The 24,313-nt window shown below is 72.2% G+C and carries 26 protein-coding genes and 3 tRNA genes; 9 read left to right on the forward strand and 20 right to left on the reverse strand.

The window, feature by feature from the left end; translation table 11 throughout:
* The first annotated feature begins 207 nt into the window (after positions 1 to 207).
* On the forward strand, positions 208 to 696 hold the full coding sequence (locus N542_RS27800; protein ID WP_028643330.1) for an SRPBCC family protein: 489 nt from the start codon (positions 208 to 210) through the stop codon (positions 694 to 696).
* A 90-nt stretch (positions 697 to 786) separates the two neighbouring features.
* Here N542_RS27800 and N542_RS0107075 read toward each other — a convergent pair whose 3' ends face one another.
* From N542_RS0107075 to N542_RS0107115, 9 genes are all read right to left on the reverse strand, one after another.
* The gene (locus tag N542_RS0107075; RefSeq protein ID WP_028643331.1) at positions 787 to 4,140 is read right to left on the reverse strand and encodes a BTAD domain-containing putative transcriptional regulator; all 3,354 of its coding nucleotides are present in this window, start codon (positions 4,138 to 4,140) and stop codon (positions 787 to 789) included.
* Positions 4,141 to 4,221: 81 nt separating this feature from the next.
* Positions 4,222 to 4,611 carry a 50S ribosomal protein L7/L12 gene (rplL, locus tag N542_RS0107080; RefSeq protein WP_028643332.1) on the reverse strand — a complete coding sequence of 130 codons (390 nt, stop codon included), beginning with the start codon at positions 4,609 to 4,611 and terminating at the stop codon, positions 4,222 to 4,224.
* A gap of 89 nt (positions 4,612 to 4,700) precedes the next feature.
* Complete coding sequence (gene rplJ / locus N542_RS0107085; protein ID WP_028643333.1) at positions 4,701 to 5,393, reverse strand: 50S ribosomal protein L10; 693 nt, start codon at positions 5,391 to 5,393, stop codon at positions 4,701 to 4,703.
* Positions 5,394 to 5,732: 339 nt separating this feature from the next.
* Positions 5,733 to 6,683, reverse strand: a complete 951-nt coding sequence (locus N542_RS0107090; RefSeq protein ID WP_197025886.1) for a D-2-hydroxyacid dehydrogenase family protein — start codon at positions 6,681 to 6,683, stop codon at positions 5,733 to 5,735.
* A gap of 70 nt (positions 6,684 to 6,753) precedes the next feature.
* A complete protein-coding gene (gene rplA / locus N542_RS0107095; RefSeq protein ID WP_028643335.1) occupies positions 6,754 to 7,473 on the reverse strand; it encodes a 50S ribosomal protein L1 in 720 nt (239 codons plus the stop codon).
* A 61-nt stretch (positions 7,474 to 7,534) separates the two neighbouring features.
* Positions 7,535 to 7,963, reverse strand: coding sequence for a 50S ribosomal protein L11 (gene rplK, locus N542_RS0107100; protein WP_028643336.1), 429 nt, complete (start codon positions 7,961 to 7,963; stop codon positions 7,535 to 7,537).
* Positions 7,964 to 8,094: 131 nt separating this feature from the next.
* Complete coding sequence (gene nusG / locus N542_RS0107105) at positions 8,095 to 8,988, reverse strand: transcription termination/antitermination protein NusG (protein ID WP_081795052.1); 894 nt, start codon at positions 8,986 to 8,988, stop codon at positions 8,095 to 8,097.
* A gap of 42 nt (positions 8,989 to 9,030) precedes the next feature.
* On the reverse strand, positions 9,031 to 9,273 hold the full coding sequence (secE, locus tag N542_RS0107110) for a preprotein translocase subunit SecE (protein ID WP_028643338.1): 243 nt from the start codon (positions 9,271 to 9,273) through the stop codon (positions 9,031 to 9,033).
* 56 nt (positions 9,274 to 9,329) lie between these two features.
* Positions 9,330 to 9,402, reverse strand: a tRNA-Trp gene (locus tag N542_RS0107115).
* A gap of 157 nt (positions 9,403 to 9,559) precedes the next feature.
* Here N542_RS0107115 and N542_RS0107120 point away from each other — a divergent pair.
* From N542_RS0107120 to N542_RS28050, 4 genes are read left to right on the forward strand one after another with little or no spacing between them, the layout of a single operon-like run.
* Positions 9,560 to 10,765, forward strand: a complete 1,206-nt coding sequence (locus tag N542_RS0107120; protein WP_231482502.1) for a pyridoxal phosphate-dependent aminotransferase — start codon at positions 9,560 to 9,562, stop codon at positions 10,763 to 10,765.
* A gap of 1 nt (position 10,766) precedes the next feature.
* Positions 10,767 to 11,780 carry an adenosine deaminase gene (locus tag N542_RS0107125; protein WP_028643340.1) on the forward strand — a complete coding sequence of 338 codons (1,014 nt, stop codon included), beginning with the start codon at positions 10,767 to 10,769 and terminating at the stop codon, positions 11,778 to 11,780.
* A gap of 13 nt (positions 11,781 to 11,793) precedes the next feature.
* On the forward strand, positions 11,794 to 12,354 hold the full coding sequence (locus tag N542_RS23775) for a DUF4190 domain-containing protein (protein ID WP_051551467.1): 561 nt from the start codon (positions 11,794 to 11,796) through the stop codon (positions 12,352 to 12,354).
* A 4-nt stretch (positions 12,355 to 12,358) separates the two neighbouring features.
* Positions 12,359 to 12,808 carry a hypothetical protein gene (locus N542_RS28050; protein WP_051551468.1) on the forward strand — a complete coding sequence of 150 codons (450 nt, stop codon included), beginning with the start codon at positions 12,359 to 12,361 and terminating at the stop codon, positions 12,806 to 12,808.
* On the opposite strand, the gene N542_RS0107140 is transcribed toward N542_RS28050, so the two are convergent.
* The 9 genes from N542_RS0107140 to N542_RS0107180 all read right to left on the reverse strand — a co-directional run bounded on the left by N542_RS0107140 (position 12,805) and on the right by N542_RS0107180 (position 18,231).
* Positions 12,805 to 13,830, reverse strand: a complete 1,026-nt coding sequence (locus N542_RS0107140) for a UDP-N-acetylmuramate dehydrogenase (RefSeq protein ID WP_028643341.1) — start codon at positions 13,828 to 13,830, stop codon at positions 12,805 to 12,807. The two genes, N542_RS28050 and N542_RS0107140, sit on opposite strands and share 4 nt — an antisense overlap.
* Positions 13,823 to 14,212, reverse strand: coding sequence for a MaoC/PaaZ C-terminal domain-containing protein (locus tag N542_RS0107145; protein WP_028643342.1), 390 nt, complete (start codon positions 14,210 to 14,212; stop codon positions 13,823 to 13,825). Before N542_RS0107145 ends, N542_RS0107140 begins: the two co-directional genes overlap by 8 nt.
* Positions 14,209 to 14,610: an FAS1-like dehydratase domain-containing protein gene (locus N542_RS0107150; protein ID WP_028643343.1), complete on the reverse strand. Its 402-nt coding sequence runs from the start codon at positions 14,608 to 14,610 to the stop codon at positions 14,209 to 14,211. Before N542_RS0107150 ends, N542_RS0107145 begins: the two co-directional genes overlap by 4 nt.
* A 75-nt stretch (positions 14,611 to 14,685) precedes the next feature.
* Complete coding sequence (gene rpmG / locus N542_RS0107155) at positions 14,686 to 14,856, reverse strand: 50S ribosomal protein L33 (protein ID WP_028643344.1); 171 nt, start codon at positions 14,854 to 14,856, stop codon at positions 14,686 to 14,688.
* 45 nt (positions 14,857 to 14,901) lie between these two features.
* Positions 14,902 to 14,975: transfer RNA gene (locus tag N542_RS0107160), tRNA-Met, on the reverse strand.
* A gap of 55 nt (positions 14,976 to 15,030) precedes the next feature.
* Positions 15,031 to 15,103 (reverse strand) — tRNA-Thr (locus N542_RS0107165).
* Between the two features lie 74 nt (positions 15,104 to 15,177).
* A complete protein-coding gene (locus N542_RS0107170) occupies positions 15,178 to 16,578 on the reverse strand; it encodes an amidase (RefSeq protein ID WP_028643345.1) in 1,401 nt (466 codons plus the stop codon).
* A gap of 35 nt (positions 16,579 to 16,613) precedes the next feature.
* Positions 16,614 to 16,994, reverse strand: a complete 381-nt coding sequence (locus N542_RS0107175) for a DoxX family protein (RefSeq protein WP_028643346.1) — start codon at positions 16,992 to 16,994, stop codon at positions 16,614 to 16,616.
* Positions 16,995 to 17,016: 22 nt separating this feature from the next.
* Positions 17,017 to 18,231 (reverse strand): ROK family protein, encoded by a 1,215-nt coding sequence (locus tag N542_RS0107180; RefSeq protein ID WP_231482528.1) that lies wholly within the window; start codon positions 18,229 to 18,231, stop codon positions 17,017 to 17,019.
* Between the two features lie 87 nt (positions 18,232 to 18,318).
* Between N542_RS0107180 and zwf the strand changes: the two genes are divergently transcribed.
* Genes zwf through N542_RS0107200 form a run of 4 tightly spaced genes read left to right on the forward strand, consistent with a single transcriptional unit; the run spans position 18,319 to position 23,209 of the window.
* Positions 18,319 to 19,815 carry a glucose-6-phosphate dehydrogenase gene (gene zwf / locus N542_RS0107185; protein ID WP_051551469.1) on the forward strand — a complete coding sequence of 499 codons (1,497 nt, stop codon included), beginning with the start codon at positions 18,319 to 18,321 and terminating at the stop codon, positions 19,813 to 19,815.
* The gene (edd, locus tag N542_RS0107190; RefSeq protein ID WP_036506631.1) at positions 19,812 to 21,695 is read left to right on the forward strand and encodes a phosphogluconate dehydratase; all 1,884 of its coding nucleotides are present in this window, start codon (positions 19,812 to 19,814) and stop codon (positions 21,693 to 21,695) included. The genes zwf and edd overlap by 4 nt, the downstream gene beginning before the upstream one ends.
* Positions 21,679 to 22,317 (forward strand): bifunctional 4-hydroxy-2-oxoglutarate aldolase/2-dehydro-3-deoxy-phosphogluconate aldolase, encoded by a 639-nt coding sequence (gene eda / locus N542_RS0107195; protein WP_028643350.1) that lies wholly within the window; start codon positions 21,679 to 21,681, stop codon positions 22,315 to 22,317. Before edd ends, eda begins: the two co-directional genes overlap by 17 nt.
* Before the next feature lie 19 nt (positions 22,318 to 22,336).
* On the forward strand, positions 22,337 to 23,209 hold the full coding sequence (locus N542_RS0107200) for an alpha/beta fold hydrolase (RefSeq protein ID WP_036506634.1): 873 nt from the start codon (positions 22,337 to 22,339) through the stop codon (positions 23,207 to 23,209).
* Here the strand turns inward: N542_RS0107200 and N542_RS0107205 are convergent.
* Entirely contained in the window at positions 23,202 to 23,777 is a 576-nt protein-coding gene (locus N542_RS0107205) for a DNA-3-methyladenine glycosylase I (RefSeq protein ID WP_028643352.1), read from the reverse strand. The genes N542_RS0107200 and N542_RS0107205 overlap by 8 nt on opposite strands.
* A gap of 51 nt (positions 23,778 to 23,828) precedes the next feature.
* Entirely contained in the window at positions 23,829 to 24,305 is a 477-nt protein-coding gene (locus N542_RS0107210; protein ID WP_051551470.1) for a hypothetical protein, read from the reverse strand.
* Between the last annotated feature and the right edge of the window lie 8 nt (positions 24,306 to 24,313).

Here is a 24,313-nt window from a genome sequence, read left to right on the forward strand (position 1 = left end):
CCAAGCTCCCTGACAGATACCAACGGGCTGCGGCCCGCGAAGTTACGCGCGGGTTTCCTTCCCCGCCGCCTCGCCGCTACACCTGGGTCCGGGATCGGTCCGGGCGACCGCCGTACGACGTCGCGACGCGGGCGTGGGGCCGGCGCTGGGAGCGCGCTGGGAGACCGGCCCCAGCCACGGCCCAGCGGGTCCGGCGAGCCTGCGTCCATGAACCCCGACACCCGACCCGAGACGACCCTGGAGTCGTCGGTCCTCGTCCACCGCCCGGCCGGCGTGGTGGCGGCCTTCGTCCTCGACTGGGGGCACGACCACCGCTGGCGCTCGCACGTCCAGCGGTTCACCTGCACCCCGCCGGGCCAGGCGGCCGTCGGCCAGCGACTCGTGGAGGAGCTCCGCTTCGCCGGTCTCGTCTTCGTCACCCCGACGGTCGTGGAGACGGCCGACGAGCTGAGCGCGTCGTACGCCGGCGGCAGCTCCGCCATCCAGGTGAGCGGGCGCCGCGTCGTCGTGCGCCTCGGCGCTGAGCGGTGCGAGGTCCGCGTCACGACCCGGCTGCGGGTCGGTGGACTGCTGCGCCCCTTCACCCCCCTGCTGGCGCCCTCCTACCGGCGGGCCGACGCCGCCGACCTGCGCGGTCTGCCGGGCGTGCTGGACACCATCCTCGGCACCGCGCCGGCGGGCAGGTCGGAGCGATGAGGGCGCCGCCGCCGGCGCCCCGGTGCTGTCGCTCGTCGGCGCGCGACCCAAGCGGGTCGTCCGCGACCTGCTGCTCGGCCTGGTCGATCCTCAGCGCGCGTAGCGCGCGGCGACCACCGCCAGGTCCTCGACCATCCGTGGCAGGCCCCACCGGCGGGCGAGGGCGACAGCCGCGGCGGCGTGCGCCGTCGCGGCCTCGTCGTCACCCATGGCCGCCGCTCCGCGGGCCAGGAAGCCGTCGACCGGCCCCAGCGGCACCGCCGTCCCCGCCGAGCACATCCGGCCGGCGTACGGCAGGACGAGCGGGTACGCCGCGCGGGCGAGGTCGGGGTCGTCCAGGCCGAGCGCGATCTCGAGCGCCATGCACGGGTAGAGCAGTGCCATGAACGAGTGCCCGGCCAGGTCGACCCCGAGCCGCTCGTGCAGCCGCGCGGCCAGGTCGGCGTCGCCGGCCCGCAGCGCGATCACGGTGGCCACGGGGCCGGCCGGGATGTCGCTGGACTCGACGAAGGAGCCGAGGAAGCCCGCGAGCTCGTCGTACTCCCCCGACAGCATGGCGCGCACGACGGTGGTCGCCGTGACCGCGTCGAGGATGTTCGGCATCCGCAGGTCGCGCGCCAGCTCACCCAGGCGCTCCATCGGGACGTCGGCCTCGTCGCCCCGCCCGGACATCGCCAGCCACGGCACCTCCACGACGCGGAGCAGGGCCTCCGCGGACCCGAGGCCGTGCGCCCGGGTCAGCTCGACCAGCCTCGGCAGGTCCCGACGCACGGTGGCCGCGTCACCCACCTCCGACGCCACGCTCACCGCCAGCGTCTCGGCGACCAGCCGGGTGCGGGTGTCGTCCAGCTGCCGGGCCGCCTCGACGGCCTCGCGGGCGTAGCGGACCCGCTCGTCCATCGTGTCCGGCCGGGACCGCGCGGAGAACGCTCCCAGGTAGGCGAGCGCCCGGAGGCGCAGGTCGTCCGACGCCTCCGCGACCGCCAGCGCCTCGGCCACCAGAGCGTCGATGCGGACGACGTCGTCGCTGTAGTAGAGCTCCATGGCGAGGGCCAGCTGGGCCCGCGCCCGGAGCGCGGAGTCGCCCGCACCCAGCCGGCGCAGCGCCCGCTCCAGCGCCTCGACGATCGGGGCGTGCACGTAGCCGAAGGGCCGCACCTGCCACAGCGCGCCCTCCATCGTGGAGATGGCGGCCCGGGTGGCGAGCTCGACGTCGTCGAGCCGCTCGGCCGTCAGCACCGCCTCGTCGACGGCGTCGGACACGCCCTGCCAGTCGCCGGCCCAGCGGCAGGCGTCGGCGAGCATCATCAGCAGCTCGAACCGCTCCCGGTCGCCGGCGGCGAGGTCGTCCTCCTGCCAGACGGCGGCCCGCCGCAGGTGGCGTGCCTCCTCGCCGTACGCCGTCTGCTGCCGCGCGGTGGCCGCCACCCGCAGGGCGGAGCGCCAGGCGTCCGGGCGGGACCCGCGTCCGGCGCGGGCCCAGTGGTGCATGAGGGAGGCGCGCTGCTCGGGGCGGGCCAGGCGCGAGCGCCGCTCGAGCACGCGCGCGAGCACCCGGTGCCACGTGGCCCGCTGGGCCTGCGACTGGGCGTCGTGGACCACCTCCCGGACCACGCCGTGGGAGAAGCGGTACGTCGCGGTCTCCTGCCCCGCGTCCACCACCAGCCCGGCGTCGAGCGCCGGCTGCAGGAGCTCGGCGGTCTCCTCCGGCTCGCGCTCGAGCGCGAACGCCAGCAGGTCGAGGTCGAAGTGGACGTCGACGACGGCCGCGGCCTCGAGCGCGGTCACGGTCTCGGCCGGCAGGGCGTGCACGCGGTGCAGCACGACACCGGACAACGAGCTGCTCAGCGCTCCCCCGCTCTGCGCCAGCTCGGAGAGGTAGAAGGGGTTGCCGGCGGTCAGCTCCCACCACCGGTCGCGCTCCGCCGGCGAGTCCGGGTCGGTGCGCCCGGACACGATCGCCACCAGGTCTGCGGCCGCGGCCGGCGAGAGCCCGCGCAGGTCGAGTCGCACCCCTCCCTGACGGGCGAAGGTCGCCGCGAACTCGTCGAGCTCGGCCGACGACTCGCCGGCGCGGACGGTGGCCACGAGCAGGAGCGGCTCGTGCCGGGCGAGCTGCTGGATGCGCAGCAGCAGCCGCAACGTGGCCGCGTCGGCCCACTGGAGATCCTCGACGATGCCGAGCAGCGGTCCCTGGGACGCCGCCTCGCAGGCGTGCCGGGCCAGCGCGTCGATGGTCTCGACGTCGTCGGACGGCTCGGTGGGACGCTGGCCGACCCGGTCCTCGAACATGCCCCGCTGACGGAACAGCGAGGAGACGACCGCCCGGAACGGCCACAGCAGCGGGGCGCCCTCGGCCGAGCACTGACCGGTCGCCACGGTGAAGTCCCGCTCGAACGCGTCCGCGGCCAGCTCCTGGACCAGGCGCGACTTGCCGACTCCGGGCTCGCCGGACACCAGCACCATCGCCGGGCGTCCGGTCGTCACCGCCGCGAGCACCTCGCGCAGCCGGGCCAGCTCCTCCTCGCGACCCGCCAGCGGCCAGCGCGCCAGCGGCGGCGACTCGCGGAACCTGACCCGCCGCAGCCCGGGCCGGTGGTCGAGCTCGGCCGTCGGGAGGGCGGCGGGCCGCTCGTCCCACCCCACCGACGGGTCCTGGCGCAGCAGCGCGGTCTGGAGGTCGCGCACCGGCGGGCTGGGATCGACGCCCAGCTCGTCGGCGAGCACCGAGCGCAACGACTGGAGGGCGGCCAGCGAGTCCGCCTGACGACCGTTGCGGGCCAGAGCGACGGCGTACAGCGCCCACCACCGCTCGTGCAGCGGGTGCTCGGCCGTGAGGGTGGCGAGCGCGGGCAGCACCTCGCCGTGCCGGCCGACCGCCAGCAACGCGATCGTCCGCAGCTCCTGGGCGGCGGTGCGCAGACCGACCAGCCGCACCCGCTCCGCCGACGCGCCGGGGTCGTCGCCCAGATCGGCGTACGGCTCGCCCCGCCACCGCGCGAGCGCCTGGTCGAGCGATCCGACCACGGCCGCCACCTCGGCGCGGTCGGCCGGCTCGGCGCGCGGGCGCAGGTGGTCGGGTACGACGCTCAGCACCGAGCGGGCCGCCGCGACGGCCGACTCGAGCTCGACCACGTCGGCGGCGACGACGCAGCCGCGCAGCGCGTAGCCCTCGTTGTCGGTGACCAGCATCCGGGGCTCGGCCCGAGGGGCCCGGTCCGGCTCCAGCACCCGCCGGAGGGCGGCGACGTACCCGTGCAGGGTGGCCAGCGCCCCGGCCGGCGGTCGGTCGGCCCAGACGCGCGCGATCACCGTGTCGACGGGGACGGCGCGCCCCCCGGAGAGTGCGAGAGCGGCGACGATCGCCCGTTGCCGCGGCGTGCCGAGATCCACCTGCTCCCCGTCTCGTCGCGCCTCGACAGGACCGAGCACGGCGATCTCCACACCACCACCCTACGGAAATGACACGAGGGGCGGCCACCGAATCGGTGACCGCCCCTCGTGGGTGCAGCTAGGCGGAGATCGTCACTTGACGGTGACGGTGGCTCCGGCGCCCTCGAGCGCCTCCTTGGCCTTGTCGGCAGCAGCCTTGTCGACCTTCTCGAGGATCGCCTTGGGGGCGGACTCGACCAGGTCCTTGGCCTCCTTGAGACCGAGGGACGTGAGCGCGCGCACCTCCTTGATGACGTTGATCTTCTTCTCGCCCGCGGACTCGAGGACGACGTCGAACTCGTCCTGCTCGGCAGCGGCCTCGGCGCCAGCGGCACCGCCGGCGGCGGGAGCAGCGGCAACGGCGACGGGAGCAGCAGCGGTGACGCCGAAGGTCTCCTCGAACTGCTTCACGAACTCGCTGAGCTCGATGAGGGTCATTTCCTTGAACGCGTCGAGCAGCTCGTCGGTGGTGAGCTTCGCCATGGTGGCGTTTCCTTCCATTCGGTGGTCCGTGCGGCGCGGTGGCCGTCCGGACCGGGATTCAGGTGGTGTGTACCGGGCTGATCCGAAGATCAGGCCTCGGTGGCTTCGCCCTCGTCGGAGGCCTCGGCGGCGGGGGCGTCAGCCTCCACCGCAGCGGTCTCGTCGGCGGGGGTCTCGGTCTCGGCGGCCGCCTCGGGGGCGGTCTCCTCGGCCGGGGCCTCCTCGGCGGCGACCGGCGTACCGGCACCACCTGCGAGGATCGAGGGGTCCTGCTCGGCCTTCGCCTGCAGCGCACCCGCGAGACGGGCGGCCTGGGCGAGAGGAGCGTTGAGCAGGTAGACGGCCTGGCTGAGCGACGCGAGCATCGCGCCGGCCAGCTTGCCCATCAGCACCTCACGCGACTCGAGGTCCGCCAGCTTGGCGATCTCGGAGGCGTCGAGGGGCTTGCCGTCCAGGACGCCACCCTTGATGACAAGGGTGGGGTTGGCCTTGGCAAAGTCACGCAGACCCTTTGCTGCCTCGACCACGTCGCCGTTGATGAAGGCGATGGCGGTCGGGCCGTGCAACAGGTCGTCCACGCCTTCGATCCCAGCCTCAGCGGCGGCGATCTTGGCGAGCGTGTTCTTGACCACGGCGTAGCTGGCGTTCTCGCCGAGGGAGCGCCGCAGGTCCTGCAGCTGCTTCACGGTGAGACCGCGGTACTCGGTCAGCACAGCACCGGCGGAGTCGTTGAACGAGTCAACGATCTCCGCGACGGCTGCCTGCTTGTCTGCCCGCGCCATGGGTCTCCTTCCGGTGGTCGACCACCAGCGTCTCGGCCCCGGAAAGACGAACGCCCCGAGCGCAAGGCTCAGGGCGTGGAATTCGCGGATCTCTCCGCGGTTCTGCTCTGTCCCCTGCGCAGGTCGTCCGCTTCGCGAACCCTTCGGTCGAGCTGCAGTGCACAGCCCGACAACCGGCGGTCTTTGGTTTCGTGGAGAACCTTACGGGCGTGGTCGGCTGAGCGCCAATTCGGGGCGGTGTCGGCTGCGGTGGGTTTCACCGCCTACCCGGTGAAACTGCGGGTTCCGGTGCAGAACTTCGTCCGAGAACCCCGAGTTTCGTACCGGAAGCCGCCCCGGTCAGGTCAGCTCACGCACCGGCTCCCCGGCCTGCCAGGCCGCGATGTCCTCGACCGCCTCGGTGAAGAACGTCCGGTAGTTGCCCTCGGTGACGTAGCCCAGGTGCGGGACCGCGAGCAGGTTCGTCAGCTCCAGGAGCGGGTGCCCCGCCGGCAGCGGCTCCTCGTCGTACACGTCGAGTCCGGCGCCGGCGATCCGGCCCGCCCGCAGCGCCGCGACCAGCGCGTCGGTGTCGACGAGGCCGGCGCGGGAGGTGTTGACCAGGTACGACGTCGGGCGCATCGCGGCGAGCTCGGTCGCCCCGACGGTGCCGCGGGTGCTCTCCGAGAGCACCAGGTGCAGCGAGACGAAGTCGGAGCCGGCGAGCAGCTCCGACTTCTCGACCCGTCGGGCGCCCTCGGCGGCGGCCCGCTCCTCGGTCAGGTGCGGGCTCCACGCCAGCACGTCCATCTCGAAGGCTCGCGCGACCCGGGCGACCCGCGCGCCGATCCGGCCCAGGCCGACCAGTCCGAGGGTGGCTCCGGCCAGGTCGGTCCCGACCGTCGACTGCCACGGGCTGTCGGGCGAGGCCAGCAGCTCCGACTCGGCGACGAGGTGCCGCGCCAGGCCGAGGATCAGCGCCCAGGTGAGCTCGGCGGGCGCGGTCGGCGATGACCCGGTGCCGCACACGGTCACCCCGTGCTCCCGGCAGGCCTCGAGGTCGATCGAGGCGTTGCGCCGGCCCGTCGTGACGACCAGCCGGAGGTCGGGCAGCCGGCCGACCAGCGTCCGCGTCAGCGGGGTCCGCTCGCGCATCACCACGAGGATCTGCGCGCCGGCCAGGATCTCGGCGAGCGTGTCCTCGTCGCCCACGTGGTCACGCACGGACGCGACGCTGACCCCGTCGAGGACCGACCAGTCGGCGTACGACGTCGCGACGCCCTGGTAGTCGTCGAGGATCACGCAGTGCACGCCGACCACCCTCTCAAATGCACGTCGACCCGCCCACAGGGTGGACGGGTCGACGGGTGGAGCATGCGGATCAGGCGGTGGCCTCGTCCTCAGCCGCGACGTTCTTGGTGCGGTTGGGGTCGACCTGGACGCCGGGGCCCATGGTCGTGGAGACGGTCACCTTGCGGATGTAGCGGCCCTTGGAGCTGGCCGGCTTCAGACGCAGCACCTCTTCGAGGGCCGAGGCGTAGTTCTCCGCGAGCTGGAGCTCCGAGAACGAGGCCTTGCCGATGATGAAGTGCAGGTTGGCGTGGCGGTCGACGCGGAACTCGATCTTGCCGCCCTTGATGTCGGACACGGCCTTGGCCACGTCCGGCGTCACGGTGCCGGTCTTCGGGTTCGGCATCAGGCCGCGCGGGCCGAGCACGCGGCCGAGGCGGCCGACCTTGCCCATCATGTCGGGGGTCGCGACGACGGCGTCGAAGTCGAGCCACCCGCCGGCCACCTTGTCGATGAGCTCGTCGCCACCGACGACGTCGGCGCCGGCCTCACGGGCGGCGTCGGCCTTGTCACCGTTCGCGAACACGAGGACCTTGGCGGTCTTGCCCGTGCCGTGCGGCAGGTTGACGGTGCCGCGCACCATCTGGTCGGCCTTGCGGGGGTCGACGCCGAGACGCATCACGACGTCCACGGTCTCGTCGAACTTCTTCTTGCTGGTGGTCTTCGCGATCTTGATCGCGGCCAACGGGGCGTGGAGCTCGTCCTTGTCGAACGTCTCGGACGCCGCGCGGTAGGTCTTGCTGCGCTGCATAGCTGGTTCTCTCTTCTTCCAGGTCGTGGTCTAGGTGGGCCAGCGCGGCCCTGCCACTGTGTCAGTCGGTGGTGACGCCCATGGAGCGGGCGGTTCCTTCGACGATCTTCATTGCTGCGTCGATGTCGTTCGCGTTGAGGTCGGGCAGCTTGGTCTGCGCGATCTCACGCACCTGGTCCTTGGTCAGCTTGCCGACCTTGACCGAGTGCGGCGTGCCGGAGCCCGACTTGAGGCCGGCGGCCTTCTTGATGAGCTCGGCGGCCGGCGGGGTCTTGGTGATGAACGAGAACGAGCGGTCCTCGTAGATCGTGATCTCGACCGGCACCACGTTGCCGCGCATGGACTCGGTCTGCGCGTTGTAGGCCTTGCAGAACTCCATGATGTTCACGCCGTGCGGACCGAGAGCGGTACCGACGGGCGGAGCCGGAGTAGCGGCACCGGCCTGCAGCTGCACCTTGACGAGTGCGGCGATCTTCTTCTTGGGAGGCATCGTGCTTCTCTTTCTGATCTCGTGGTCATGACGAGACGTACGCCGTACGTCTCTGCCACCTTCTGGTGCCCGGTGCTTGCGGAACGGGCAACCGGACTAGTGTGCTCCGCCCGCGAGCGGGCGTGAAATCCTCAGACCCGCTGGATCTGGCTGAAGCTGAGCTCGACCGGGGTCTCCCGGCCGAAGATCTCGACGAGGGCCTTGACCCGCTGGGACTCCGCATTGATCTCGGTGATCGTCGCGTGCAGCGTGGCGAACGGGCCGTCGACCACCATGACCGAGTCGGACACGTCGAAGTCGGCGACCTCGACGGGCTTCTTGGCGGCGGCACCGGACGACGAGCTCGGCGTGCCGGCGGCGGCGGCCTCGGCCTCGGCGCGCGCGACGACGGCCGGGGCCAGCATGCTCTCGACCTCGGACATCGACAGCGGCACCGGCTGGTGGCTGTGACCGACGAAGCCGGTCACGGACGGCGTGTGGCGGACCGCGGCCCACGACTCGTCGGTCAGGTCCATGCGGACCAGGACGTAGCCGGGGAGAACGGTGCGCTTGACCATCTTGCGCTGGCCGTTCTTGATCTCCGCGACCTCCTCGGTGGGGACCACGATCTCGTGGATGTAGTCCTCCATGTTCAGGGAGATGATGCGGTTCTCGAGGTTCGACTTCACCCTGTTCTCCATGCCGGAGTAGGTGTGCACCACGAACCAGTCACCGGGCTTGGCCCACAGATCGCGCCGGAAGACCTCGAGCGGGTCGTCGTCATCGGCGTCGCCGGCGTCGTCGCCCTCGGCGTCCGGGCCCTCGTCACCCTCGGCCGCGGAGAGCTCGGCGCTGGAGCCGGCCGCCTCGTGGTCGTCGAGGCCGAGCGCGGCGTCGCTGTCCTCGCCGGTGACCTCAGCGTCCAGGCGCTGGTCCTCGAGGACGTCCGGGCCGTCGTTGGGCTCGCCGTACTGGTCCTCGAGCGTCGGCGTCGTCTCCTCAGCCTCGACCGAGTCGTACTCCTGCTCAGACACGTCCTGCTCCATCACGTTGGGTGCTGCTGTTGTCGAACCGCCGGTCGGTCAGGTTCACGAGCCGCCGGAGAAGATCTCGAAGGCGAGCTTGCCGAAGCCGAGGTCGAGCAACGAGACCAGCGTCATCATGAAGACCACGAACACCATCACCACGATGAAGTAGGTGATCAGCTGTTCCTGCGTCGGGTAGACGACCTTGCGAAGCTCCGCCACGACCTGGCGGTAGAACGTCGGGATGCTGGTGCGCTTGGGGGCGCTGCCGCCCCGCTCACCGTGGACTGCCTTGCTGTCCGGCACTCCGTCACCCTCTCATTGTCCGACCGTGGTCGGTCGGTATCACCTGATTGACCTTGCAGGGCACGAGGGACTTGAACCCCCAACCTTCGGTTTTGGAGACCGATGCTCTGCCAGTTGAGCTAGTGCCCTTCGCAAACTTCTGCGGAGGTGGGACCCGCGGACCGAGCCTGCCGAGGGCAGGACGAAGCCTGTGGGAATCCACCAGTCGTGGAGTCTACGTGCTGAGGTGATCCGGAGTCCAAACCGGCTGGCGGACCGCCCCGGCCCCCACCCTACGATGGTGACCATGACCTCTCCTCGCTCCCGCCGCGTCTCCCAACGGGTCGGCGCCATCGCTGAGTCCGCCACGCTGAAGGTCGATGCGAAGGCGAAGGCGCTCAAGGCCGAGGGCCGTCCGGTGATCGGCTTCGGCGCCGGCGAGCCGGACTTCCCCACCCCGGACTACATCGTCGAGGCCGCCGTCGAGGCGTGCCGGGACCCCCGCAACCACCGCTACACCCCGGCCGGCGGACTGCCCGAGCTGAAGAGGGCGATCGTCGCCAAGACCGCGCGCGACAGCGGCCTGGTCGTCGAGCCGGCCCAGGTGCTGGTGACCAACGGCGGCAAGCAGGCCATCTACGAGGCTTTCGCCGCGATGCTCGACCCCGGCGACGAGGTCATCGTGCCCGCGCCGTACTGGACCACCTACCCCGAGGCGATCCAGCTGGCCGGGGGCGTCCCCGTCGAGGTGCTGGCCGACGAGACCCAGGACTACAAGGTCTCGGTCGAGCAGCTCGAGGCGGCTCGCACCGAGCGCACCAAGGTGCTGCTCTTCGTCTCCCCCTCGAACCCGACCGGCTCCGTCTACTCCGCCGACGAGATCCGCGCGATCGGCGCCTGGGTCGAGGCCAACGACCTCTGGGTGCTGACCGACGAGATCTACGAGCACCTCGTGTACGACGACCTGGAGACCGGTTCGCTCCCGGTCCTCTGCCCCGAGCTCGCCGACCACACGGTCGTTGTCAACGGGGTGGCGAAGACCTACGCGATGACCGGCTGGCGGGTCGGTTGGGTGATCGGGCCCAAGGACATCGTCAAGGCCGCGACCAACCTGCAGTCGCACGCGACCTCCAACGTCGCCAACGTCTCGCAGCGCGCCGCCCTGGCGGCGCTCGAGGGCGATCTGACGGCCGTCGACGCGATGAAGGTCGCCTTCGACCGCCGCCGCCGGACGATCGTGTCGATGCTGAACGAGATCGACGGCGTCTACTGCCCCACGCCGGGAGGCGCCTTCTACGTCTACCCGTCGGTCAAGGGCCTCCTCGGCAAGGAGTACGACGGGCAGGTGCTCGCCACCTCCGCCGAGTTGTCCGAGTACATCCTCGACAAGGCCGAGGTCGCGATCGTGCCCGGCGAGGCCTTCGGCTCCCCCGGCTACCTCCGGCTGTCCTACGCGCTCGGCGACGACGACATCGTCGAGGGGATCACCCGGCTCCAGAAGCTGTTCGCCTGAGTTGCGAGATCTGCTGGCACTGCCGAAGGCGCACCTCCACCTCCACTTCACCGGGTCGATGCGGCACTCGACGCTGCTCGAGCTCGCGGCCAGGGACGGGATCTCGCTGCCCGACCAGCTCGTCGAGGAGTGGCCACCCACGCTGTCGGCGGCCGACGAGAAGGGCTGGTTCCGCTTCCAGCGGCTCTACGACGTCGCCCGCTCGGTGCTGCGGACCGAGGACGACGTACGCCGTCTGGTGCGCGAGGCCGCCGAGGACGACGTGCGAGACGGTGGCCGCTGGCTGGAGATCCAGGTCGACCCCAGCGGGTACGGCGCGCTCTTCGGCGGCATCACCGCCTTCACCGACCTGGTGCTGGACGCGGTCCGCGATGCCTCGGCGGCCACCGGCCTGGGAATGGCGGTGGTGATCGCCGCCAACCGCACCCGACACCCGCTCGACGCCCGCATCCTGGCACGGCTCGCCAGCCAGTACGCCGGCCGCGGCGTGGTCGGCTTCGGGCTGTCGAACGACGAGCGTCGCGGCACGACGGCCGACTTCGCCTCAGCCTTCCGGATCGCCGACCGGGCCGGCCTGCTGCTCGCGCCGCACGGCGGGGAGCTGCGCGGCCCGGAGCACATCCGCCTCTGCCTCGACGAGCTCGGGGCCGACCGGCTCGGGCACGGCGTCCGCGCCGCCGAGGACCCGGCGCTGCTCGACCGGATCGTCGAGGCGGGCGTGGCGCTCGAGGTCTGCCCGGTCTCCAACGTCGCGCTCGGGGTCTACTCCGACCTGACGTCGGTGCCGCTGCCGACGCTGCTGGAGGCGGGCGCGACGGTCGCGCTCGGCGCGGACGACCCGTTGCTCTTCGGGTCGCAGCTGGCGGGTCAGTACGCCACGATGCGCGCCGCCCACGAGCTCAGCGACGAGCAGCTGGCCGAGCTGGCGCGGATGTCGGTCCGCGCGTCGCGCGCGCCGGAGGACGTCCGGACCGCGACTCTCGCGGACATCGACGGGTGGCTGGCCGGCGCCTGACAGGATGGCGCCCATGACGACCGGCCCCGAGAACCCGTACGGCGCACCCGACCCCGGCGTGCCGCCGACGCACCAGCCGTACGGCGAGACCCCGCCGACGCCCCCGCCGTACGGCGCGCCGCAGCATCAGCCCTACCAGGAGCAGCCGTACCCACAGCCGTACCAGCAGCAGCCCTACCAGCAGCCCTACCAGCAGCAGGGCTACCCGCAGCCGGCGTACGGACAGCCGCCCTACCCGTACGCGGCGGCACCGCCGAACGACGGGCTCGCCCTCGGCGCGATGATCACCGGCATCGCGTCGATCGTGCTCTCGTGCGCGTACGGCGTCGGGCTGCTGGCGGCGCCGGTCGCCCTGGTCCTGGGCAGGGTCTCGATGAACCGCATCAAGCGGTCCGACGGCCAGCTCGGCGGTCGGGGGTTCGCCCTCACCGGCTTCATCCTCGGCATCATCGGCACGATCCTGCTGGTGCTGGCGATCATCGCGGTCGTGGTCATCGTCGTGGTGGCGATCAACAACCCCGGCGCGTTCGACGACACCGGCACCGGCACCGGCTCGGGAAGCCTGTCAGGCTGAGTCCATGACGACCGGCCCCGAGAACCCGTACGGCGAGCCCCAGCAGCCGCCGCACCAGCCGCCGTACCCGCAGCCGGCCCAGCCCTACCAGCAGCAGCCGCAGCCGCCGTACGGGTACGGCTACCCGCAGCCCTACCGGCAGCCGGCGCCCAAGCACCCGTCGTCGACGACGGCGATGGTCCTCGGTCTGATCGCCGTCGTCGGCGTGCTCAGCTGCGGTGGCGTGACGCTGGTGCTGGCGCCCTTCGCGTGGGCGATCGGGGGCCGGGCGGTGAAGGAGATCGACGCCGCGCCGCCGGGCACCTACTCGGGTCGCGACGAGGCCACCATCGGGCGGGTCACGGGCATCATCGGCACCGTGCTGCTGATCCTGGGCATCATCGCGGTGATCGCGATCATCGGCCTCGTCGTCGCGAGCGACTCCAGCTCCTCGACGACGTACGGCGACTACTAGAGCTCGACGCCCACCAGCACGGGCTCGTTGACGAGCACGATCCCGAACCGCTCGGCGACCCCGTCGCGCACCTCGCGCGCCAGCGCGAGCAGCTCGTCGGTCGTCCCGGCCCCGCGGTTGGTCAGCGCCAGGGTGTGCTTGCCCGAGATCGCGACGGCACCGGCGCCGTAGCCCTTGGCGAAGCCGGCGTGCTCGATCAGCCACGCGGCGCTGGTCTTGAACCGCCCGTCGGCCTGCGCCCAGGCGGGCGCTCCGTCGGGGACGGCGTCGGCGTCGACCACCGGGTTGGTGAAGAACGACCCGGCGCTCCACGTGTCGTGGTCGGCCGCGTCGAGCACCATGCCCTTCCCGGCGCGCAGCGCCAGCACGGCGGCGCGCACGTCGACCAGGGGCGCCCGCTCGCCGGGCTCGATGCCGAGGGCACGGGCCAGCTCGGCGTACGCCACGGGCGCGCCGAGGTCGCCCTGCCGGAGCTGGAAGGTCACCGAGAGCACGACGTGACGACCGGGGTCGGCCTTGAACCGGGAGGTCCGGTAGCCGAACTGGCAGTCGGCACTCGCGAAGGTGCGCACGCCGCGCAGGGTGCGGTCCCAGACCCGCACTCGGGCGATGGTCTGGGAGACCTCCTGGCCGTAGGCGCCGACGTTCTGGATCGGGGTCGCTCCCACCGAGCCGGGGATCCCCGAGAGCGCCTCGATGCCGATCCACTCACGCTCGACGGCCAGCGCGACGACGTCGTCCCAGCTCTCGCCGGCGGCGACGGTGACCATCGCTCCCCCGCAGGACGGTCCGTCCTCGGCGTCGATCTCGACCCCGCTGGTGGCGACCTCGATCACCGTGCCGTCGAAGCCGGGGTCGGCCACGACCAGGTTGCTGCCGCCGCCCAGGACGAGCACCGGCTCGCCGGCGGTGTCGGCGTCGACCAGCGCGGCGGTCAGCTCCGCCTCGGTCGTCGCCCGCACCCACCGCTCGGCGGGGCCGCCGAGGCGGAGGGTGGTGTGGTCGGCGAGCCGCTCAGTCATCGGCCGGGACGCGCAGGACGGCCTTCGGCATGCCGAGCACCTTCTGCCCGCCGCAGGTGACGGTGAGGGCGACCGTGGTCAGCCCGTCCTCGACCGACCTGGTCTCGCCGGCGACCTCGATCTCGACGCCACCCTCGGCGGGTACGACGACCGGGTGGGTGAACTTGCAGCCGAAGGAGACCACCTCCGCGCCGGGGAACCACGCCGCCACCGCGCTCGCGGCGAGCGCCATCGTGTACATGCCGTGGGCGATCACCCCGGGCAGCCCGACGCTGGTGGCCACGGCGTCGTCCTGGTGGATCGGGTTGTGGTCGCCGCTGGCCTCGGCGTAGCGGACCAGGTCGGCGCGCGTGATCGTGAAGGTCTGCGTCTCGAGGGTCACGATCCGGCTCCTCGGTGGACGAGGGTGGCGCTGGTCGTGCAGACCAGGGCACCGCTGTCGTCGGTGATCTCGCTGGTGGTGCCGATGATGTCGTTGCCGGCGATCTGGCGCAGGGACGTCACGGTGAGGGTCGCGGTCAGCACGTCGCCGGGCACGACGGGGCGCTCGTAGCTGAACCTCTGCTCGCCGTGCACGATCCGGAAGAGGTCGACGGACTCGGCCTCGAGGAAGGCGTTCATGGCGTCGAAGGCCAGCACGATCGGGTACGTCGCCGGCGCTGCGCCGCCGTCGTACGCACCGGCCGTGGCGGCGACGAACTCGCGGACCGCGGCCTCGGTGACCTCGTGGGGCTGCGTCGGCGGGAACGCCCGCCCGACGAGGGACTGGTCGACTGGCATGGGTCTAAACATAGACGTCGACCCGCCCGAGAGACTCGGACGGGTCGACGTGGAGGACGCTGGTGGAGACCGTGGTCAGCGGGTCTCGCGGTGCATCGTGTGCTTGCGGTCCCGCGGGCAGAACTTCATGAGCTCCATGCGGTCGGGATCGTTGCGACGGTTCTTCTTGGTGATGTAGTTGCGGTCCTTGCAGTCCACGCACGCGAGCGTGATCTTGGGACGAACATCGCTGCTCTTGCTGGCCACGGGAAATCCTTTGTCGATTCGGGTGATGCTGATCGCTGGTGCGAGTAGCGGGAGCGGGACTCGAACCCGCGACACCACGATTATGAGTCGTGTGCTCTAACCACCTGAGCTACCCCGCCAGGGGGACAGGGAGCCCACCGGCCATGCTACTGGCCGGCGGGCTCCCGCACCCAGAGCCCCTTTACGGAATCGAACCGTAGACCTTCTCCTTACCATGGAGACGCTCTACCGACTGAGCTAAAGGGGCAACGACGGAGAACGATACACAGACCCGAGCGGGAACGAGAAATCGGCTCGGACCGCCGGTCGGGCGGCGAGGCCTCACCCCCTGATCGAGGCCCACGGAGCGGCCTCCTCGAGCTCGAAGGCGAGCTCCAGGAGGGTGCCCTCGGCACCCGCTCCGGCCGAGAACATCATCCCCTGGGGCAGCCCCGCGGCGGTCGTCGCGAGCGGCAGCGAGACGGCCGGGTCGCCGGTCGCGTTGTGCCACGGGGTGAAGGCCACCCAGTCGAGGATCCGGTCCATCACGACCTCGTACGACGCGCTCGGGTCGAGGTGGCCGACGAGCGGCGTCTCGTGCGCGAGGGTGGGCGTGAGCGCGACGTCGTACGTGCGGTGGAAGTCGGCGGTGAGCGCGGGCAGCCGGCGCAGCCGGCGGATCGCGCCGGGCAGGCGGTGCAGGTTGCGCCGGCAGTGCCGGTCGAGCCCGAGGGTCAGGTTGTCGAGCCGGTCGCGGTCCCACGTCGGGCCGGTCGAGCGGCGACCGGTGCGCACGATGACCATCGCGAGCATCGACCAGTACAGGAGGAAGTCGTCGGGCAAGGTCGTCGGCGCCGGCGCCGGGAGGTGTTCGACCTGGTGGCCCAGCTCCTCCAGGAGGCGCGCGGTCTTCAGGGTCAGCTCGGCGACCTCGGGCGAGGCCGAGCGGCCGACGCCGTCGGTGTGCACGGCGATCCGGAGCCGCTTGCGGCCCGCCCGGGTGACGTCGCCGATGGGCGGCAGGCTCAGCTCGCGGTAGACCCGCTCGGCCTCCCGCATGAACGCGGCCGTGTCGCGCACCGAGCGGGTCAGGACGCCGTCGGCGACGATCCGCACCGGCATCTGCCGGCTCAGCCGGTCCTGGGCGACCCGGTCCCGGGTCGGCTTGAGCCCGACGAGCCCGGTGACCGCCGCCGGGATCCGGATGGAGCCACCGCCGTCGTTGCCGTGCGCCAGGGGTACGGCGCCCGCGGCGACCAGGGCCGCCGTACCGGCCGACGAAGCGCCGGCGGTGCGGTCGGTGTCCCACGGGTTGCGCACCGGACCGAGCCGGGGGTGCTCGGCGGACGGGCTGAACCCGAACTCCGAGAGCTGGGTCTTGCCCAGGGGCACCAGGCCGGTGGCGAGGTACATCCGGGCGAAGTCGCCGTCGGCGGGCAGCGGCCGACCGCGGTAGGCGTCGCAGCCCTGCTGGGTGGGCATGGTGGCGACGTCGACGTTGTCCTTGACGAAGGTCGGCACGCCGGCGAAGAAGCCACCGCGCGGGTCGCGCGCCTCGGCACGCGCGCGGTCGTAGGCGACGTAGGCGACCGCGTTGAGCTCCGGCTGCAGCCGCTCGGTGCGGCTGATGGCGGCCTCCACCACCTCGGGGATCGAGACGTCCCCGTCCTGGATCGCGGCGACCAGCCCGACCGCGTCGAGGTCACCGAGGGCATCGTCTCCGAAGGCATGGATCCGGCTCACGAGCCGAGGCTAGCCCTCGGCGGGCGCGGGGACGGTCAGAACGCCTCGGGTCCGAAGCGCCAGTAGGCGAGCACCACGCACATCACGATCAGGGCGATGGTGCGCAGCGCGTCGGGGAGGAACTCCCGGCGTCGCACGTGGACGACGAAGGCACCGACGCTCAGCAGGGCGAGGCACACCGCGGCGATCGGCGCGATGATCCCGACCCCGAGAAGCGGGGGCACCACCAGGGCGACCGCTCCGAGCACCTCGGCCCAGCCGAGGGCCAGCAGCTGGCGCGGGGAGTAGTCCTCCGCCCAGGTCAGGCCCTCGGCGATGATCTCGTCCTTGGACCGGGTCAGCTTGAGCACCCCGGTGCCGAGGAAGAGCGCGGCGAGGAAGCCGGCGAGGATCCAGAGCCAGGTGTTGGGTTCCACGCCTCGAACCCTAGGGCGTGGCTCAGAGCGAGGCCGCCGCCAGCCGCGCGTCGACGGCGACCGGGGCGAGCACGTGGTCGAGCGCGAGAGCGGCACAGCCGACCAGGCCGGCCCGGTCGCCGTGCGTGGCCGGCAAGAACTGCAGGTCGCGGGTGGCCAGCGGCGCGGCCAGGGCGTAGACGCTCTCGCGGATGCCGGCGACGTGGAAGTCGAAGGCCGACGCCATGTCTCCGCCGATCACCACGGCGGCCGGGTTGAGCAGGTTGATGGCGATCGCCAGCACCTCACCGAGCTCGCGTCCGCTGTCACGCAGCAGCCCGCGGGCGGTGGGGTCACCCTGCAGGGCCAGCGCGACCAGGTCGCGCAGGTGGCCGACCTCGTGGCCGGACTCGCGGGCGCGGGCCACCAGGGCCCAGCCGCCGGCCAGCGTCTCGAGGCAGCCGGTGGCGCCGCAGCGGCAGGCCAGCCCGGCGGCCGCGTCGACCTTGGTGTGGCCGATCTCGCCGGCGGCGCCGAGATGACCGCTGAGCACCCGGCCGTCGGCGATGATGCCGAGGCCCAGGCCGGTCGAGGCCTTGACGACCAGGACGTCGTCGAGGGTGGCCGAGCGGCCGAGGAGCTCGGAGCGGGCGAGCACGTCGGCGTCGTTGCCGACGAAGAGCGGAGCGTTCGTGACGATGCCGAGGTACGGCGCCAGCTCGACGCCGTCCCAGCCCGACATCACCGGCGAGCCGATGCTGATGCCGCGCTGGGCGTCGAGGGTGCCGGGCAGGCTCAGGCCGACGCCCAGCACGGGCGGCTCGACGCCGTCGAGCAGCGTGGCGAGCCGGTCGGCGATCTGCGGCATCAGGGTGTCGGGTCCGACCCCGACCTCGTGGTCCTCGGAGTCCGAGCCGATCTCCTCGCCGTCGAGGTCCATCACAGCGAGCTGGCTGCGGGAGCGGCCGATCGCGATGGCCACCACGACGCCGGCGTCCTGGTTGAAGACCAGCGCGCCCGGCGGTCGGCCGCCGGTCGACGCGAGCTCCTCGCCCAGCAGCAACAGCCCGGCCGAGGTCAGCGAGCTGACGCGGGTGGTGATGGCCGTGCGGGAGAGCCCGGTGAGGGCCCGGAGCTGGGAGCGGGTGCTCGCCCGTCCGCTGCGGACCAGGTCGAGCAGCTCACCGGCGGTCGCCGGAGCGGCGCTCTCGCGCGGTTCGGTCCGCTGCACGGCGGCACGGGTCTGGGTCTGCGTCACGGCGAGAGCATAACGCCCCCGACTTTGATCCTAAAAAAACCTTAGATGTGTTTGCATAAGTTCGAACTAGTTCCTACCGTAGAGCGCATGGACCAGAACCCCAGCCCGCACGTGCTGCCCGCAGCGTGTGACTTCACCGTCTTCGGCGGGACGGGCGACCTGGCACTGCGCAAGCTGCTGCCGGCCCTGTACCACCGCGACCTCGAGGGTCAGCTGCCCGCCGACTACCGGATCCTGGGCGTCTCCCGCTCCGACCTCGACGACGCCGGCTGGCGCGCCGAGGTCCGCGACGCGCTCGGCCTCCACGTCGACGCCGCCGACCTGTACGACGGCGCGGTCGACCGTTTCCTGGCCCGGCTCTTCCACCTGAACCTCGACGCCGAGGTGCCCGAGGACTGGGACCGCTTCCACGCGCTCCTCAAGGACCGGCCGCACCCCGAGGAGGCGGTCCGGGTCTTCTACCTCGCCGTCGCCCCCAAGCTCTTCGGCTCGATCTGCCAGCGCCTCGACGAGATCGGCGTCGTCGACGAGCACGCCCGCGTCGTGCTCGAGAAGCCGATCGGGCACGACCTGGAGTCGGCCCGCGAGGTCAACGACGCCGTCGGCCGGGTCTTCCAGGAGTCGCAGATCTTCCGGATCGACCACTACCTCGGCAAGGAGAGCGTCCAGAACCTCCTGGTCACCCGCTTCGCCAACACCTTCCTCGAGCCGCTGTGGAACTCGCGCTGGGTCGACCACGTCGAGATCACCGTCTCCGAGACCGTCGGGGTCGGTGGCCGTGGCGAGTACTACGACAACGCCGGCGCGCTGCGCGACATGGTGCAGAACCACCTGCTGCAGCTGCTCTGCCTGGTGGCGATGGAGCCCCCGACGTACGTCGGGCGCGAGACCGTGCGTGACGAGAAGGTCAAGGTCCTCCAGGCGCTGCGGCCGATGGGGCCGAGCGAGGTCGACCACGACACCGTCCGCGGCCGGTACGACGCCGGCCTCGTCGACGGCGTCGCCGTGCCGTCGTACGCCGACGACCTCGGCCACGGAGGGTCTCGGACCGAGACCTTCGTGGCCCTCAAGACCGAGGTGCAGAACTGGCGATGGGCCGGGGTGCCGTTCTACCTGCGCACCGGCAAGAGGATGGACCGACGGGCGTCCGAGATCGTGGTGGTCTTCAAGGAGCCGCCGCACTCGATGTTCCCCGGGGCCGAGGGCACCACCGCGCCCAACCGGCTGCACATCCTGGTCCAGCCCGACGAGGGCATGCGCCTGCACCTCACCGCCAAGGAGCCCGGCCCAGGGGGCTACCGCCTCCGGCCGGTCTCCTTGGACCTCAGCTACGCCACGGCGTTCGACGCCCGGCTCCCCGACGCCTACGAGCGCCTGCTCATGGACGTGATCAAGGGCAACCCGACGCTCTTCATGCGCCGCGACGAGGTCGAGGCGGCCTGGACCTGGACCGAGCCGATCCTGCGCCGGTGGACGGCCACGCGCGAGCGCCCCAAGCGGTACCCGGCCGGGACGACCGGACCGATCGCCGCCGCCATGCTCCTCGAGCGTGACGGCCGGACCTGGCAGGAGCCCGACCAGTGACCCCACCCGCGCACCAGAGCCTGCATCCCACGCTCGCGGCCGTCACGGCCCGCATCGTCGAGCGCAGCACCGCGAGCCGCGCCGAGTACGTCCGCCGGCTCGAGGCCGCCCAGCACGCCGGTCCCGCCCGCGAGGCCCTGGCCTGCGCCAACCTTGCGCACGGCTTCGCCGCGGCCGAGCCCACCGACAAGCTGGCTCTGCGCGGGCGGGTCAAGCCCAACATCGCGATCGTGTCGTCGTACAACGACATGCTGTCGGCCCACCAGCCCTACCGCGACTACCCCGAGACGCTCAAGCACGCGATCATCCGGGCCGGGGGCATCGCCCAGTTCGCCGGCGGCGTGCCCGCCATGTGCGACGGCATCACCCAGGGCCGTGACGGCATGCAGCTCTCGCTGTACAGCCGCGACGTGATCGCGATGTCGGCCGCGATCGCCCTGTCCCACGACATGTTCGACGGCGTGCTGATGCTCGGCGTCTGCGACAAGATCACCCCTGGCCTCCTGATCGGCGCGCTGGCGTTCGGCCACCTGCCGACGGTCTTCGTGCCGGCCGGGCCGATGACCTCCGGGCTGCCGAACTCGGAGAAGGCGCGGGTGCGCCAGCTGTACGCCGAGGGGAAGATCGGCCGCGACGAGCTGCTCGAGGCCGAGGCGGCGTCGTACCACTCCGCCGGCACCTGCACCTTCTACGGCACCGCCAACTCCAACCAGCTGCTGATGGAGGTGCTCGGCCTGCACCTGCCGGGCTCCTCCTTCGTCAACCCCGGCACGCCGCTGCGCGAGGCGCTGACCCGCGCGGCCGGCCGCAGGGTCACCGAGATGACGCCGCAGGGCGGTGAGCCCACCCCGATCGGCGAGATCGTCGACGAGAAGGCGATCGTCAACGCCTGCGTGGCGCTGCTCGCCAGCGGCGGCTCGACGAACCACACGATGCACCTGGTCGCGATCGCCCGCGCGGCCGGCATCAGCCTCACCTGGGACGACCTGTCCGACCTGTCGGCCGTCGTGCCGCTGCTCAGCCGGATGTACCCCAACGGCGAGGCGGACGTGAACCACTTCCACGCCGCGGGCGGGATCGGCTTCCTGGTGCGGACCCTCCTCGAGGCAGGTCTGCTGCACGACGACGTCCAGACGATCGTGGGTCGCGGCCTGTGGCGCTACACGCAGGAGCCGGTGCTGCGCGGCGACGAGCTCACGTGGGAGGACGGCCCGACCGAGTCGCTCGACCACGGGGTGCTGCGTCCGGCCTCCGACCCGTTCTCGGTCGACGGCGGGCTGCGGATGCTGACGGGTCCGCTGGGCCGTGCGGTGATCAAGACCTCCGCGGTCAAGCCGGAGCACCGGCTGGTGAGCGCGCCGGCCGTCGTCTTCGACGACCAGCACGACTTCCTGACGGCCTTCGGCCACGGCGAGCTCGACGGCCGCGACTTCGTCGCCGTCATCCGCTACCAGGGCCCCGCCGCCAACGGCATGCCGGAGCTGCACAAGCTCACCCCCGCGCTCGGCGTGCTGCAGGACCGTGGCCAGAAGGTCGCGATCGTGACCGACGGCCGGATGTCCGGTGCGTCGGGCAAGGTCCCGGCCGCCATCCACGTCACGCCCGAGGCCGCCCTCGGCGGCCCGCTGTCCCGGATCCAGGACGGCGACGTCATCACCGTCGACGCGGACGGCGGTCTGCTCGGCCTGGACGTCGACCACGAGTCCTTCTCGCGCCGCCCGGCCACGGGGCGCGCACCGCAGGGCTCGGAGTGGGCCGGCACCGGCCGCGAGCTCTTCGCCGCCTTCCGCGCCACCGTCGGGACCGCCGACACCGGCGCCAGCGTCTTCCCGGGCATCACCGCCCCCGGCCAGGAGGTCCGCCTTGTCCAGCCAGTCTGAGATCGCTCCGTCCGTGCTCGACGTCGTGCCGGTGATGCCGGTGGTGGTGCTCGACTCGCTCGCGCACGCCGTCCCGGTCGCTCGCGCCCTGGTCGCCGGCGGCCTGCCGGCCATCGAGCTGACGCTGCGTACGCCGGTCGCGCTCGACGCCATCCGCGCGATCGCGTCGGAGGTGCCGGAGATCCTGATCGGCGCCGGGACCATCACGACGCCCGGACAGGCCAAGGAGGCGCTCGACGCCGGCGCACAGTTCCTGGTGTCGCCCGGCACGACCCGCCAGCTGCTGCACGCGATGCAGGACACCGGCCTGCCCTTCCTCCCGGGCACGGCCACCGTGTCGGAGGTGCTGGCCGCGCTCGAGGCGGGCATCACCGACATGAAGTTCTTCCCTGCGGCGGCCTCCGGCGGGACGGCGTACCTCAAGGCGATCGCCTCCCCCGTGCCCGCCGCCCGCTTCTGCCCGACCGGCGGCATCACGCCGGCCTCGGCGGCGTCGTACCTCGCGCTGCCGAACGTCGGCTGCATCGGCGGCTCCTGGATCACTCCCGCCGACGCGCTCGCGGCCGGCGACTGGGACACGGTCACCCGGCTGGCTGCGGAGGCTGCTGCGCTGGGCGCGTGAATCTGGTTCGCTGAGCGTCGTGACCCTCCACCCGGACCCGACGGAGTACGACGTCCAGCTGCCCGGTCACTCCGCGCACGTCCTGGAGTGGGGTCCGGCCGACGGGCGGCTGGTGGTCGCGCTGCACGGCTTCCCCGACACCGCCTGGACCTGGCGACGGGTCGCGCCGCTGCTGGCCGACACCGGTTTGCGCGTCGCGGCGCCGTTCCTGCGCGGCTACGCCCCGTCGGGCATCCCCGACGACGGTGACTACTCGGTGCGGGCGCTGGTCGCCGACGCGGTGGCACTGCATGACGTGCTCGGCGGGGGCGCCGACAGCGTGCTGCTCGGCCACGACTGGGGTGCCATCACGACCAACGCGGTCGTCGGCGACCCGGCGTCGCCGTACGCCCGGCACGTGTCGCTGGCGGTGCCGCCCTTCGCCGCGATGAACCCGACCCGCGCCACCATCGGCGCGTGGGCGTCCGGGATGGTGCGGCAGCCCTTCCACTCCTGGTACATCGCGGCCAACCAGGTGCCGGGCCTGTCGGAGCGGCACCTCCACCGGCTGGCAGCACGGCTGTGGCGGTCGTGGTCCCCGGGGTACGACGCGTCGGAGGACCTCGAGCTGCTGCGGAGCGCCGTACCCGACCTCGCGCACGCGCGTGCGGCGGTGTCGTACTACCGGGCGATGCTCGGCCGCGGGATCGGGCCGGCGCTCGCGGAGCCGGTCGCACCGCTGCTCTACCTGCACGGCGACCAGGACGGCGCGATGGACCCGCGCTTCTTCCCGGTCGTGGCGCAGTGGATGCCGGCGACCTCGCGCGCCGTGCTCGTGGGCGGCGCCGGGCACTTCCTGCAGCTCGAGCGGCCGGCCGAGGTGGCCGCGGAGATCCTGGCCTTCGTCAGCTGAGCCCGCGCCGGTGGCAGCCCACCAGGTGCGGGTCGAAGATGCCGATCGCCTCCATCAGGGCGTACATCGTCGTCGGACCGACGAACGCGAAGCCCCGCTTCTTCAGCTCCTTCGACAGCGCCCTCGACCCCTCCGACGTGGTCGCCATCTCGGAGGTGTCCTGCCACGCGGGCGGCTCGTCGGGTGCGAACGACAGCACGAACCCCTCCAGGCCCTCCTGCTCCCGGAGAGCCACCGTCGCGCGTGCGTTGGTGATGGTGGCCTCGATCTTCATGCGGTTGCGGACGATGCGCGCGTCCGCCATCAGCCGCGCGAGGTCCGCGTCGTCGAACGCCGCGATCGCCTCCGCGTCGAACTCGTGGAAGACCTCGCGGAAGGCCGGCCGCTTGTTGAGGATCGTCGACCACGACAGCCCGGACTGGAACGCCTCGAGTGTGAGTCTTTCGAGGTACGACGCCTCCCCGTGGACACGCCGGCCCCACTCCTCGTCGTGGTAGTCGCGCATGACGCCCGCGCCGCCCGCCCACGGGCAGCGCGCCACCCCGTCCTCACCGATCAGCGGTCCCATGGGGACATCCTGACGGAGAGCGCCGACACCGGTGCGGGCAGCCGGCGACGCCTACGGGCGGGCGTCCCGCTTGGCCTGGCGCCGGGCACCGGCCGACTGCGACGAGGCGTCCTTCTTGAGCCCACCGGTGGTCTTACGCGTCTGCCGTCCCCGACCGGTGGGAGCGGCACCGGCGGGCGTGCTCGCCGTGGAGTCGGGTCCGGTCGAGCCCTGGCGGGCTGCCGCCAGGCGCTCGTCCTTGAGTTCGCGAGCCGCCTCGTTGGCGCGGACGGCGACCTGTCGGCTCACCCGGGCCAGCGCCAGCTCGAACACCTCGGCCTTGTCGCGATCACGCGAGTTCTGGGCGAAGCCCTTGCCGCGACCGCCCGCTTGCTTGACGTTGGAGCTGGCGGCGCGGCGGTAGTTCTTCGCGTACTTGCTCCGGGTCCGCCGGATCCGGGTGTGGAGCTCGAGCAGCTCGTCCTCGGTGAGGTCGGCGATGGCGTCACGCTCGGTGTCGGCGACGAGGCCGCGCTCTGCGTCGGACATGGAGTGGA

This window comes from Nocardioides sp. URHA0020 (assembly GCF_000620705.1).
Lineage (GTDB): Bacteria > Actinomycetota > Actinomycetes > Propionibacteriales > Nocardioidaceae > Nocardioides.